The sequence below is a fragment of the Bacillus sp. LL01 genome, from assembly GCF_001037965.1.
Genome location: NZ_LFEL01000029.1, coordinates 1 through 11,693 on the forward strand (window position 1 = coordinate 1; position 11,693 = coordinate 11,693).

At 42.0% G+C, this 11,693-nt stretch carries 14 protein-coding genes and 1 pseudogene; 5 read left to right on the forward strand and 10 right to left on the reverse strand.

The features are described from left to right. The 5 genes and pseudogenes from AB685_RS31430 to AB685_RS30535 form a co-directional block, all read left to right on the forward strand. Window positions 1–276 (forward strand): annotated as a pseudogene (locus AB685_RS31430) (hypothetical protein); the annotation flags it as partial. Between the two features lie 4 nt (window positions 277–280). Beyond that, window positions 281–1,435 (forward strand): ABC transporter permease, encoded by a 1,155-nt coding sequence (locus AB685_RS22290; protein WP_047972773.1) that lies wholly within the window; start codon window positions 281–283, stop codon window positions 1,433–1,435. Next, the gene (locus tag AB685_RS22295; RefSeq protein ID WP_047972774.1) at window positions 1,432–2,172 is read left to right on the forward strand and encodes an ABC transporter ATP-binding protein; all 741 of its coding nucleotides are present in this window, start codon (window positions 1,432–1,434) and stop codon (window positions 2,170–2,172) included. The genes AB685_RS22290 and AB685_RS22295 overlap by 4 nt, the downstream gene beginning before the upstream one ends. Before the next feature lie 242 nt (window positions 2,173–2,414). After that, window positions 2,415–3,350, forward strand: a complete 936-nt coding sequence (locus AB685_RS22300; RefSeq protein ID WP_047972775.1) for an LCP family protein — start codon at window positions 2,415–2,417, stop codon at window positions 3,348–3,350. A gap of 165 nt (window positions 3,351–3,515) precedes the next feature. Further along, window positions 3,516–3,671, forward strand: a complete 156-nt coding sequence (locus AB685_RS30535) for an aspartyl-phosphate phosphatase Spo0E family protein (protein WP_082153727.1) — start codon at window positions 3,516–3,518, stop codon at window positions 3,669–3,671. A 41-nt stretch (window positions 3,672–3,712) separates the two neighbouring features. Here AB685_RS30535 and AB685_RS22305 read toward each other — a convergent pair whose 3' ends face one another. The 10 genes from AB685_RS22305 to spoIIID form a co-directional block, all read right to left on the reverse strand. Beyond that, window positions 3,713–4,357, reverse strand: a complete 645-nt coding sequence (locus AB685_RS22305) for a class D sortase (RefSeq protein WP_047972776.1) — start codon at window positions 4,355–4,357, stop codon at window positions 3,713–3,715. A gap of 28 nt (window positions 4,358–4,385) precedes the next feature. Next, window positions 4,386–5,588 carry a processed acidic surface protein gene (locus AB685_RS22310; RefSeq protein WP_047972777.1) on the reverse strand — a complete coding sequence of 401 codons (1,203 nt, stop codon included), beginning with the start codon at window positions 5,586–5,588 and terminating at the stop codon, window positions 4,386–4,388. 185 nt (window positions 5,589–5,773) lie between these two features. Next, window positions 5,774–6,016, reverse strand: a complete 243-nt coding sequence (locus AB685_RS22315; protein ID WP_047972778.1) for a hypothetical protein — start codon at window positions 6,014–6,016, stop codon at window positions 5,774–5,776. Window positions 6,017–6,364: 348 nt separating this feature from the next. Further along, window positions 6,365–6,799, reverse strand: coding sequence for a 3-hydroxyacyl-ACP dehydratase FabZ (gene fabZ, locus AB685_RS22320; RefSeq protein WP_047972779.1), 435 nt, complete (start codon window positions 6,797–6,799; stop codon window positions 6,365–6,367). 191 nt (window positions 6,800–6,990) lie between these two features. Beyond that, a complete protein-coding gene (locus AB685_RS22325; protein ID WP_047972780.1) occupies window positions 6,991–7,986 on the reverse strand; it encodes a nuclease-related domain-containing protein in 996 nt (331 codons plus the stop codon). Window positions 7,987–8,211: 225 nt separating this feature from the next. Then, the gene (locus tag AB685_RS22330; RefSeq protein WP_047972781.1) at window positions 8,212–8,535 is read right to left on the reverse strand and encodes a DNA-directed RNA polymerase subunit beta; all 324 of its coding nucleotides are present in this window, start codon (window positions 8,533–8,535) and stop codon (window positions 8,212–8,214) included. A 21-nt stretch (window positions 8,536–8,556) separates the two neighbouring features. Beyond that, a complete protein-coding gene (locus AB685_RS22335) occupies window positions 8,557–9,402 on the reverse strand; it encodes a flagellar hook-basal body protein (RefSeq protein ID WP_047972782.1) in 846 nt (281 codons plus the stop codon). Window positions 9,403–9,430: 28 nt separating this feature from the next. Then, entirely contained in the window at window positions 9,431–10,255 is an 825-nt protein-coding gene (locus AB685_RS22340) for a flagellar hook-basal body protein (protein WP_047972783.1), read from the reverse strand. A gap of 99 nt (window positions 10,256–10,354) precedes the next feature. Beyond that, the gene (locus tag AB685_RS22345; RefSeq protein ID WP_047972784.1) at window positions 10,355–11,356 is read right to left on the reverse strand and encodes a rod shape-determining protein; all 1,002 of its coding nucleotides are present in this window, start codon (window positions 11,354–11,356) and stop codon (window positions 10,355–10,357) included. Between the two features lie 109 nt (window positions 11,357–11,465). Further along, window positions 11,466–11,693, reverse strand: a 228-nt coding sequence (gene spoIIID / locus AB685_RS22350; RefSeq protein ID WP_047972785.1) for a sporulation transcriptional regulator SpoIIID, incomplete at its 5' end; no start/stop codon positions are given.

Sequence of the window (11,693 nt, forward strand, 5' to 3'; positions counted from 1 at the left end):
ATTTCTTTGTGGATTCGATCAGAGCAAGGTGTGCAAATCATTAGTTGGATGTTCATATTGATAGGAGCGATACTAGGTGGACATTTCGTTCCTACTCTTTATTTCCCTGATTGGTTACGAAACTTAAGTGAATGGACAATTAACCTCTGGACCCTTGGAGCAACTATTGATCTTCTTCAAGGGGCAACGACCGGACTATCGACATTAGGCATCTTCGTTATGGGGTCCTTGATTTTCGTTGCATTCGGCATATTGGTTCAAAAAGGAGCGAGATAGTCTGATGAAGCTGTTACGTATGGTTCTGTTTAAACTTTTTTTCAAGCCGACTACCTTGCTATTACTCTTTTTGGTACCGATTGGCGGGGTGTTATTATTTGGGACATTAGTTGAAAAAGGCCAACAAGAGATCGCGATTCCGATTGCTATAGTAGATGAAGACGACCAACCATTTTCACAGGCTGTTGTCGACCATATTTCCAATCAAGACCGGATCTCTGTAGTCACGACCTCTCGCGATGAAGCTTCCGACATGCTTTTGAGGCATGAAGTCGATTCTGTTTATGTGATTAAGGAGGACTTTGAAGTGGCGTTAAAACGAGGGGACCGACGAAAGACGATTGAGGTGTGGACCTCCCCTCAATCTTTAACGACTGGGATAGTCAATGAGATCATCGCCAGCATGGTTGTGAGGTTGACGAGTAGTGTGAATGCTGCTGATCGCGTCCTGGTTTTATCGAGTTTATTAGAGCTACCACTGGAAGCCGGAGAAGATGTTGTGTGGCAGGAAACCTTTGAATTCAGTGAAAGCCAGTGGGACCCTGAACCGTTGCTTACGATTGATTATAGAGACATTTCTAATGGTGGAGAAACGAGTGATACGATGGGACACTGGTTGAACCCGTATCTTGGGATGTGGACCTTTTTCACACTATTAATCAGTATACTCGTGACAGATTGGGTGATTCGTGAAAAAGGGTTGATCCTCCCTCGTGTTCGGACAACTTTTGCAGGAATCAGAAAATATTTAGTTGTACATTTCATGGTGTATGTTAGCTTTTTTATGTTGCAGACTTTGGCTATCTATTTTATTTTACTCTACTTAAATAAAGTCGAGCCTAGTGTAAGTTTATTCGTTAGTATGATGCTGTTTGGATGTGTGAGTATGGCGATCTCCTTTTTGCTCGCTGCTTGGAGTAAAAATCTTGTTAACTATCATATTCTTGGGATGATGATTGTCGTTGGACTAAGCCTTGTAGGAGGAAGTTTCATACCCGTTCATGAACTAACTGAAGGGTTACGCGTGACTTCAACATTTCTTCCTCATCATGCGGTGATTTATTCTGATTCAACTTCACTCTATACCTTTTTTATGACTGGTGTTGTGGCTTGCGGAATGCTTATTTTATCCATTAAACGATTGGAGGGCTTGAAATGATTGAGGTGCATGAAGTATCTAAAATGTATGGCAAAAAGAAATCTCTTGATCGCCTTTCTTTATCCGTTAAAAAAGGCCAAGTATACGGACTTCTTGGCGCTAATGGCTCTGGAAAATCAACCCTCCTCAAAGTGTTAGCTACGGTAACTAACGCCTCGGCTGGCAACGTGACAATCGCCGATTATGACGTCAAAAAACAAGCAAAACCAATCCGTGAGCTTATTGGCTATGTGCCTCAAGAGCTATCGATTTGGGAGGAGTTAACGGTATTTGAAAATGTTCGTTATTGGAGTGCTTTTTCCAGTAAAAAGCTCACGAAATCAGCTCTAATTACTCATTTAGAAAGGATCGGACTTGGTGATCGAGCAAATGACAAAGTAAAGACGTTATCTGGCGGAATGAAGCGAAAGTTGAACATCGTCATCGCCCTCCTCCATGACCCAGACATCCTTCTCATGGACGAACCGACTGTTGGGATTGACTTTCAATCGAAATTTGAGATCAATCAATTAATTAAACAGTTAGCGAAGGAAGGCAAAACCATTATATATACAACGCATGATGTCGTCGAGGTCATTTTTTTATGTGATGAAATCGGCGTATTAAAAGAGGGTCAGCTGTATTACTCTGGCACGCTTAGTGAGGCACGAGGGAAGGCTGGTGCTGTAGCTAGGGCTTGGTCGGATGAAGAAGTGTTGTATCGCTTAGTAAATGGTCAGTTGTTTTTAGACCGTTGAGGCTGCTGTCTAACGGTCTTTTTTGGATGGATTTAAGTATTTTCTATGTTTTTTTGTGATTTCCTTCTTTTATTGTTGCAAACTTAGAAATAATTCTAGCAACTCCCCCATTTATTTAAGTAAATGCAGCAAAATACTGGAAATTATCTACGTCGTCCCTACATGCCGTCCACTTCTCGTTTCCATCCCATGCTTTTTCCTATATAATGAGTGGCAACAACTTATAGAAAGCAGGATGCGTGATGAAACGAGTATTCATAGCGATTGCAGTGGTCGTTCTTCTCTCGATTACGGGATTTGGAATTTATTTGTGGGCCTCTGTTAATGAAACAGCCCAAAATATTTATGAGCCCATTGAGCGTGAGGAAGAGAAGTCGGAAAAACGTGAAGAAAAAGTCGATGTCGAGCAAAGTGAGCCAATGTCCTTTTTACTAGCAGGGGTTGACTCAACTGGAGATGAAATTGAAGGACGCTCGGATACGATGATCGTCCTAACCGTGAACCCTGAGAAAGAATCAATTAAAATGCTGAGCATTCCTCGTGATACCCGTACAGAAATAATCGGACGTGGGACAACGGAAAAGATAAATCATGCCTACGCATGGGGCGGGGTAAAAATGGCGATTGATACAGTTGAGCATTTTCTTGATATTCCGATCGACCATTATGTCAGCATTAATATGGAAGGCTTTATTGGAATTGTTGATGCGGTTGGTGGTGTCACAGTCGATAATGACTTTGCTTTTAGCCAGAGCGGATACACCTTTTCTGAAGGCGAGCAGGTTCTTAGCGGTGAAGAAGCCTTAGCTTACTCACGTATGCGAAAGGAAGATTCCAGAGGAGACTTTGGGCGAAATGATCGTCAGCGTGAGGTGGTCGAAGCGGTTATTTTAGAGGCAGCTGACATTTCCTCTATCTCCAGAGCTGGTGAGATTCTTGATACAGTTGGAAGTTCTGTTCGCACGGACTTGACACTAACGGAAATGTGGAAAATTCAATCGAACTACCGAGGGGCACGACATAATGTCGAGCAAATGGCTGTGACAGGTGAAAATGAACGAATTGACGGGATTTATTACGTCATTGTTTCTGAGGAAGATCGCCAACAAGTTACGAACGAATTGAGAGAACATCTCGAATTACCTCTCACATCAGAAGCTCAACAAGGTGATGACTAAACAGTCATCACCTTTTGTCTTGTCTAAAAAAACAAATTTTAAAATATGAAGTAAAAACAGTGGCAACCGTTTGGAAAATCCAGTAGAATAGGAAATAACTAGTAATAAGTACACTTATATTCTTTTAGAAAACAGCCAAAAAATCAACCATAATGGGTGAAAACTATGAATAAAGAGAACTTGCTTTTAGTGATCGAGTCTAAGCGTGAAGAGCTACATCACTCGGCCCTTCGATTCGGGATGAACTCAAAAGAAGTTTTAAAGTGCAGCGAGGAGTTAGATAAGCTTATCTTTACGTACCAGACCTTAAAAACGAGCTAAAAAAGACCCTATTTCCACGTGGAAGATAGGGTTTTTTAGTATTAATTTGCATAATCAGCAGAGACAAGGTCTGCCATAATAATATAGCGATCTGGCGCTGCTCCGATAAAGTCAAATGGATAGCACGTAGAAATCGTTAAGGTTGCTTTTGGCTTTGGCACGATCACTGTGCGATCTTCTTTATCAACGATGCGCATTCTTCTTACTTTATAAGTGAATTCTCCCGCACTCGTGCGAACGACAAGAAGTTCACCCTTTTCTACCTCACCCAATTTTCGAAATACCGTATCGCGGTGCCCAGAGAGAACTGAATTATCATTTTCACCGGGTAGAACACTTCCTTCAAAGTGTCCCACTCCTTTTTCCAATTCATCCTCATGAGTCCCGTGATAGATTGGCAACTCCGCCTCTAAACTCGGAATCAAAAGCTCACCGATATGTTCACCTTTTGTCGGCCTTACCGGATAGAGATCATCAGGAGCCACAGACTCTTTTGTTTCGACCTCTGGTGTCTCAGCTTCTGGCTCCTCGTCTCGCTCAATAGGCTCGGCCAATACGGTTTGCTGGCTTTCCGAGGTCTTAAAGAGTAGGTACCCCTTTATAAACTTGTACCCATTTGTGGTGGTAAACCATAGCCCGGAGACAATTAAAACCACAGAAAGCATTAAAATAATCAAACGTTTCATCAGAACTTGCCCCCAGTGCTTGGTTTCTTTATTTCATAACAGCTTTTCTTCTACGGAACAAAATCACACCTGCAAGTAATGCACCTAAGCCAAATAACATATTGTTCGCGTAATCAGTGGCTGTATCAGGAAGTCTCCCACCTTTAACCGTTTTAACTGGAGCAGTAGCTACTTTTTCCACTTCTTTTTTAGGTTGAGCTTGAGGCTTCGCGATTGCCTTCTCAACTTCCTTCAGGTCGCCACCTGTGTTCTTAATAAGATCTGATCCAAACATGTCAGCCGTCAACAAAATATCAGCTAAAAATTCCCCTTGTTTATTGTAAAGTTCAATAAGAAGGTCGTATCCATTTGTTGAGTCCATTGTCATTAATGTCCCAAACGAAATAGATTTCTTCTCATCACCCTTCACAAGATAATACTTCACATCTAGTTGGAAAAGATCTAACATTTCATCAAAGATTGATAGAAGCTCAGCAATCTCCTCAGCAGATAATTCTGATGCCGATTCAAAATCAGGAATGGCCATTAAACGGTCATTAAGAGCAACTAGACGATCAAGAAAAGCAGGGTCTTCAAGGTCTAGAGACATAAAGTGATCAATCAATCTCTTTAGCTCGTCACTCGTTAGACCAATTTCTGAGAAAAGACCTTCTAGATCATCGTACAAATCAAAATCATCATATTCGTATAGATACCAATAAATAGTCCAATCTAGATCTTCAATGTATTCAAAATCCTCGATTGACTCCCCGTATTCATTAAGGAAGCTCTCTAGTTCTTCTTTATTAGCGAATCCATACTCATTCAATAACTCTTGAAGGTTCTCCTCTGTGATAGGAGTACCCCAGTCGTCATTTAAGTAAAACTCTACATAGGACTCTAATTCTTCTTCAAAGATAATCCATTCACTATCAAGAATATCTTCTCCTTCTTCTATATCACCATGATCTATAAATAATTGGTTCAATTCATCGCGTGTTAAATCATATTGCTGTAACACCTTCGTGACTGAATTTTCAGATAGCGGTGTACCTAACCATTCAACATCATCAAAATCTTCTAGGGACCAATCTTTACTCTCTAAGTAGTCGATATAGTCTTGCTTGTCCCATCCAATTCCTCGTAAAAACTTGTTAAAGCTAGCGTCATTTGCATCTAGTGCAAAAGTTGAAACAGGTAAAACCGTTAATAATAGTGCAACAGCCACCAACATTGATAATAGACGCTTCATTCTTTCATCCTCCACTAATTCCATATTTAATTTTCTAGATTATTATACTCCTAGATTTTGTATTTGCCTATTAAATTTTTTCGTCAAACCCGATTATTTTTCGACAAAATCAAAATTTTGGAGGAAAAAAAACCATAGAAAAAAACCCCGCTTAAGCGGGGTTTCTGCATAGAATCATACTAGAATTAGTTAGTAGCTTCTTCTTCTTCTTCTTCTTCAAGATCCAATTCTTCATCAGCTGGCTCTTCGTCTAGAGCTGGCTCTTCTTCCATAGCAGGATCTTCTGCTGGCTCATCCATTGCAGGCTCTTCAGTTGCTGGATCTTCTACTGCTGGATCCTCTTGTTGATCATCTGCTGGCTCGCCACATGCTGCTAATACACTTAAAGATAATACAGCTGCTGCTGTTGTCATCATAAATTTTTTCATTGATAATACCCCCTGATTATTTATATGACTAACTTATTGGTTTTTGAGTACTGAACTCATAATGCCCTGCTGTTAGTCTGTGTGTATCTTACCAAGCTTATGCACCAACGTCTATAGATTGCAGGTTTTTTTGGTAAGATCTAGGCATCTTCACAAGGTGTCACACAGTTTATCACAAACAAGGATTATGTCGAATCTACTTTAAATGCTTATGCGTCAGCGGTTTGAGGCTTTATTTTTATTTTTGCCGGCTTGCAGTTGATGTGAATCGTTGCAAGCCGACTTGAGGCCGAATGAAGATTGTGTGGCGCGTTATGTAATTATTCGGACGGCCTTTACGAAAATGGATTATGAATTCTTGATGGCAAACATAATGTCAGTTTCGACTGCAACTTCGCCGTCTACGGTTGCAATAGCATGTCCTTTTCCGATCGGTCCTTTAAGACGCGTGATTTCAACTTCAAGCTTAAGCTGGTCACCTGGTACGACTTGACGTTTGAAACGACAGTTATCAATTCCAGCGAAGAAGGCAAGCTTGCCACGGTTTTCTTCTTTTTTAAGCATAGCAACGGCTCCAACTTGAGCGAGGGCTTCAATAATCAGTACGCCTGGCATAACAGGATAGTCAGGGAAGTGGCCGTTAAAGTACTCTTCGTTAGCCGTGACATTTTTAATTCCGACTGCGCGCTCGCCTTCTGTGATCTCCTCAATACGGTCAATTAATAGGAATGGGTAGCGGTGCGGGATGATTTCTTTAATTTGTTCAATCGTTAGTTTGCTCATGGTTAATCTTCCTTTCAGTGGTTCGATTTTGTTGTGTTTATTATAGCATATGGAAGGTGATGAGTTTAGATATGAGCGTTTTTTTGATGTTATGTGCGAGTATGGGATGTTTAGGTGCGAGTTATCTTATTTATGTGCGATGTCGGCGTGTTTATGTTCGGGATTTTATTTTTAGGTGCGAATGTGAATTTTTATGAGCGTACGGAAGTTTTATGAGCGATTATAAGGTTGCTCAGATCATAGGTGGACCCTTTGTTAGTGCCAGTTTGTGTAGCACGAACACTTTGAAGGAGTCGTTTCGTCGTAAATCGTGAGGTGAGATGGAGGAAGGTTCTAAGCTTACAGTTAGAAGTGGTTGGATCAATGAGTAAAGCATAGTCACGGATGGCGCTTTTATGCGCATTATGGGAAATGGCACTGCAGACTGGGCATTCCCAGCGGCCATGGAGACGGTTCATAGGACGAGCTTGACAATAAGGGCAATAGACACCTGTAATAAGATCTTCTTGCTTCAATTGATACAAAGGGAGAATCGGTTGATCATAAGGTTGATTGTTCTTGAGGAGTAAATCAGCTAATTGTTCGCATAACTGATTTGATAAAGCAAGTTGAGAATAGTGCTGTTGTAAATGAAGAAGTTTATTGGGGACATTGGCAGCGTGGGTGATTTTTTTAATCGCTTCTTGATGCTGTTCATTTGCTTGGATTTTCGTTTTAGGATTGGCAATCACAATAAGAGTTGTAATGGGGATGGAAGGGATATTATGACGAGTGAGCCATTCACTCAGAAAACTTTCTTGGCGTTTTACCTGTATGAGCGGATCTGGAAATACGTCCTCTTTCTCATCAACTTTTCTCAGAAGTTGTTGAAATTGATGATCAAAAGTAAGCGACCCAACTAAATTTTTCACTTCTAGGATGAGAAGGAACTGCGGAGTAAGGATGAGGGTGTCCATTTGAAAGTAACGATTATCGAGTTCAAGGCGGATATCATGCAAAATGTGAATATCTTTTCGGATAAATGGAGCAAGGAAATAATCAAGCTGTTGCTCACCTCGGTAACCTGCTGCATGTTTCGCATATTCATCTTCAATAAGGGCGTGTTTCGGATGATGTGGGGACAAGCGTTTCATTAACGCTTCAAGCCTGTGCAGAGTGAGGGGGGTGTTGCGGGGCTTTAAAACCATGATAAGACCTCCTACTATTGTTTTGTAGTTGCGGGGTGTTGCGAGGAAACACTCGATTGTCTTTCAATATTCTTATTATTCGATCTTATTCGGGCGAATCCTTCTTTTTAGATAAAAAAATTACAAATTTTGTTGAGAGGGGAGCGAGGTTACTTATGTGCGATACCCAAACTCCACACGTACCCAGCCCACTTCCCCAACAAAAAAACCACCTCTACGGGTGGTTTATTGGTTTCCTTGCATGAGATCAATGATATGGTACCAGGTTTCCGGTTTTAGGGCATCAGATGGGTCGCCGTCTCCGATGACACCGTAGCCGATGATGATTCCAAGAAGGAGACAGCCGCCGACAAGAACGGTTACGATAATAAGACGGAGCCAGATTGGAATGAGACGAATTCGTTCTTTTTTCGGGCCTTTTTTGCGTAGGCCAAAGCGTCTCTTTTTCGGCACCTCCTCCTCTTCCACTACAACAGGGGTTTCCTGTTCCATTTCAGTAGGAGTGGTTTCTTGTTCAGTTGTCGTCGATTGTCTTTCTTGTTCAGTCATCGTCTTCTCCTCATTTGCACATTAGCGTCGAATTCCGTTGATGAGTCCGTTCATTTCGTCAGCCATCGAGACGGCCCGTGCATTGAATTGATAGTGGCGTTGCATGTTTAACAACTCGTTCATTTCGTGTCCGATATTCACATTCGAAGCTTCAAGCGCATTTTGCATTAGCTTCCCCTCACCACCTGGAACTTGCTGGGTGACGTCTGCCTCAACTAATCCTAATGCAGCTAGGTCAGGAATTCGAAAGCTTGTATCACCGTGTGCTTCAAGTAGATGTGGCTTTAAGACGTGAATGAGTTGTACTTGGCCAATATTTTCGGTCGTTTCATTATCATTTAATGTTACTTGAATTTGTCCGGTTGGTGAAAGGTTAATATCGGTGAAGTTCATTGGGAGTGAGAAACGATTCCCTGCTCCGTCTAATAAAAACTCACCATTTCCATTTACAATTGTCAGTCGATTCGGGTTAGTAGGATCTTCATTTAAATAAAAGGCCCCGTCCCGAGTCAGCTGGGTAACAGCTTGTCCACCTTCAATCGACTCCACTTCAAAAAAGTGATGAGGCTCGGTGATCGCAAAGTCTAATTGACGATCCGTATTTTGAATCGAACCTTGCTCTAGTCTAAGCGCGGTTTGAGCAATCTTTGCTCCCGCACCCACACGTATGCCGTTTGGTGTGAGTCGACCTGTTTCATAGCGTGTATCCGTTTGATTATTAACCTGCTGGAATAAAAGATCCGAGAAGGTGGATTCACGACGTTTGAAACCGTTCGTGTTACTGTTTGCAATATTATGTGATACTGTATCCATTTTACGTTGTAATTGACCCATTGTCACAGAAGACGAAATCATCGCTAGATTCATTGTACCTGCCTCACTTTCTGCTTATCCATTAGCCGATCCTTCCAACTTCATTGACTGCTTTTTCTAAGCTTTGGTCGTAGGCTTGAAGAATGCGTTGGTTGGCTTCAAATGAGCGGTAGGCATTCATCATCTCCGTCATTGTTTGCGATGCATCAACATTTGATCGTTCAACAAACCCTTGTTGGAGCTGAAAGCTAATGTCAGCATTTCCGATGGCAGTAGGAAGTTCCCCTTCTTCTGTAAAGCGCAGCAAACCATTACCTTCTTTGACAAGTAGCATCGGGTCCTCTGCATAAGCGATATTCATTTGACCGACCGCATCTCCATTAGATGCAGTTAGGAGACCATTTTCATCAATTGTAAAGTTCTCCTCACCGACTTCGAGGGGTTGTCCATTCGTACCAAGTAGATAATGGCCTTCGGTCGTCGTAAGAAAACCAGCGCCATCAATGGTAAAATTCCCGTTCCGACTGTAACGAACTTCGCCTTCATTTCCAGCTTGAATTGTATAAAATAAAGCACCTGGGCGTCCTAATTCCCCCTCAGGCATCACACCTTGAAGCAGAGCAATATCCGTGGAATTGCCTGTTTCATTAATGTCTCCTTGGCGGAAGTTTGGCATACGCTCTTGTAAGTAGACACCCGTTGTCAGTTCTCCGATCGTTGGGGCAGATGCGCCTTTATGAGTCTCTGTGTCCATTGCACGAATGAGCATATTAGGAAACGCACGTAGTGATGCTTGGTCGGCTTTGTATCCTGGTGTGTTCGCATTGGCTAGGTTATTGGTCAGCATTTCTTGGCGCTGTTGCTGGGCAATCATCCCTGCTGCTGCGCCGTACAATCCTCTAAGCATCGTGTTTTTCCTCCATTTTAAAAACCATTATGATAAGCACGAAAACATGCGGCATCGATTACGCCAATGCCACATGTACCGGTTTAATTAAAGATGTAATTAAATTTTTACTCTTCTAGACATCTTGTCAAGGTTCTCAAGCATGATGCCTGTTCCTTTTGCCACACAATGCATCGGGTCTTCTGCTACAAGTACTGGCAGTTTCAATTCTTCTGCTAGAAGTTGATCTATACCATGCAGAAGCGCTCCTCCACCTGTTAGAATTACTCCGCGGTCAATGATGTCCGCTGATAATTCTGGTGGCGTTTGCTCAAGTACTTGCTTAGCAGCTTGTACAATATAGGAAACCGATTCAAGCAATGCTTCTTCTATTTCCTTTGAGTGTACCGTAATTGTCTTTGGAAGTCCACTTACCATATCGCGCCCGCGGATGTCCATTTCTTCATCGCGCGCACCTGGAAATACTGTTGCGACTTGCATCTTAATGTTCTCAGCTGTGCGTTCTCCGATAAGAAGTTTATACCTCTTTTTGATGTAAGTTAAGATGTCAGAATCGAACCTGTCACCTGCTACTTTGATGGAAGAGGCGGTGACGATATCACCCATTGAAAGAACAGCAACATCTGTTGTTCCACCGCCTATGTCGACTACCATGTTACCGCTCGGTTGGAAGATATCCATTCCAGCTCCAATTGCAGCAACTTTCGGTTCCTCTTCCAAATACACATTCTTACCGCCACTCTTTTCTGCTGCCTCACGAATCGCCTTTTGTTCTACAGAGGTGATATTAGTTGGGCAACAAATTAGAATACGTGGCTTTGAGAACATGCTTTTGACATTAATCTTGCCAAGAAAATGCTTCAGCATCGATTCAGTCATTTCAAAGTTTGCGATGACGCCGTCCTTCATAGGGCGCATGGCAACAATATTTCCTGGTGTACGTCCAACCATGCGAAACGCTTCTTCTCCGACAGCTAGAACTCTTTTTGATTGTGTGTCCAATGCTACAACGGATGGTTCGTCTAAAACAATGCCGCTACCTTTTACATAGACTAGGACGTTTGCAGTACCTAGATCAATTCCAATATCTCTACCAAACATGATTCTTTTTCCTCCCTGTTAACCGAACATGATCGTATCTACTGATTACGATATACCTAATTGTAAATTTTATCACAGATTGTTCAGACAGGGATGTTTTTAATGAAAATTATTGACGACTTTTTACAATTTGTTGAGCAGGCTCATCTTGGGTCTTCTTGTATTTCACTTTCGTCGCTTCGCCGCCACGAAGATGACGAATGGATTTGTGATATTCAAGAATTTCTTTCACTTCATTTGCGAGCTCTGGGTTGATTTCTGGCAAGCGTTCGGTTAGGTCTTTATGAACGGTACTTTTGGATACGCCAAACTCCTTCGCAATCGTTCGCACCGTTTT

Excerpts from the sequence above, each read along its gene's own strand:
- AB685_RS22290 (WP_047972773.1), top strand. The coding sequence starts at position 281 with ATGAAGCTGTTACGTATGGTTCTGTTTAAACTTTTTTTCAAGCCGACT.
- AB685_RS22295 (WP_047972774.1), top strand. The coding sequence starts at position 1,432 with ATGATTGAGGTGCATGAAGTATCTAAAATGTATGGCAAAAAGAAATCT.
- AB685_RS22300 (WP_047972775.1), top strand. The coding sequence starts at position 2,415 with ATGAAACGAGTATTCATAGCGATTGCAGTGGTCGTTCTTCTCTCGATT.
- AB685_RS30535 (WP_082153727.1), top strand. The coding sequence starts at position 3,516 with ATGAATAAAGAGAACTTGCTTTTAGTGATCGAGTCTAAGCGTGAAGAG.
- AB685_RS22305 (WP_047972776.1), bottom strand. The coding sequence starts at position 4,357 with ATGAAACGTTTGATTATTTTAATGCTTTCTGTGGTTTTAATTGTCTCC.
- AB685_RS22310 (WP_047972777.1), bottom strand. The coding sequence starts at position 5,588 with ATGAAGCGTCTATTATCAATGTTGGTGGCTGTTGCACTATTATTAACG.
- AB685_RS22315 (WP_047972778.1), bottom strand. The coding sequence starts at position 6,016 with ATGAAAAAATTTATGATGACAACAGCAGCAGCTGTATTATCTTTAAGT.
- fabZ (WP_047972779.1), bottom strand. The coding sequence starts at position 6,799 with ATGAGCAAACTAACGATTGAACAAATTAAAGAAATCATCCCGCACCGC.
- AB685_RS22325 (WP_047972780.1), bottom strand. The coding sequence starts at position 7,986 with ATGGTTTTAAAGCCCCGCAACACCCCCCTCACTCTGCACAGGCTTGAA.
- AB685_RS22330 (WP_047972781.1), bottom strand. The coding sequence starts at position 8,535 with ATGACTGAACAAGAAAGACAATCGACGACAACTGAACAAGAAACCACT.
- AB685_RS22335 (WP_047972782.1), bottom strand. The coding sequence starts at position 9,402 with ATGAATCTAGCGATGATTTCGTCTTCTGTGACAATGGGTCAATTACAA.
- AB685_RS22340 (WP_047972783.1), bottom strand. The coding sequence starts at position 10,255 with ATGCTTAGAGGATTGTACGGCGCAGCAGCAGGGATGATTGCCCAGCAA.
- AB685_RS22345 (WP_047972784.1), bottom strand. The coding sequence starts at position 11,356 with ATGTTTGGTAGAGATATTGGAATTGATCTAGGTACTGCAAACGTCCTA.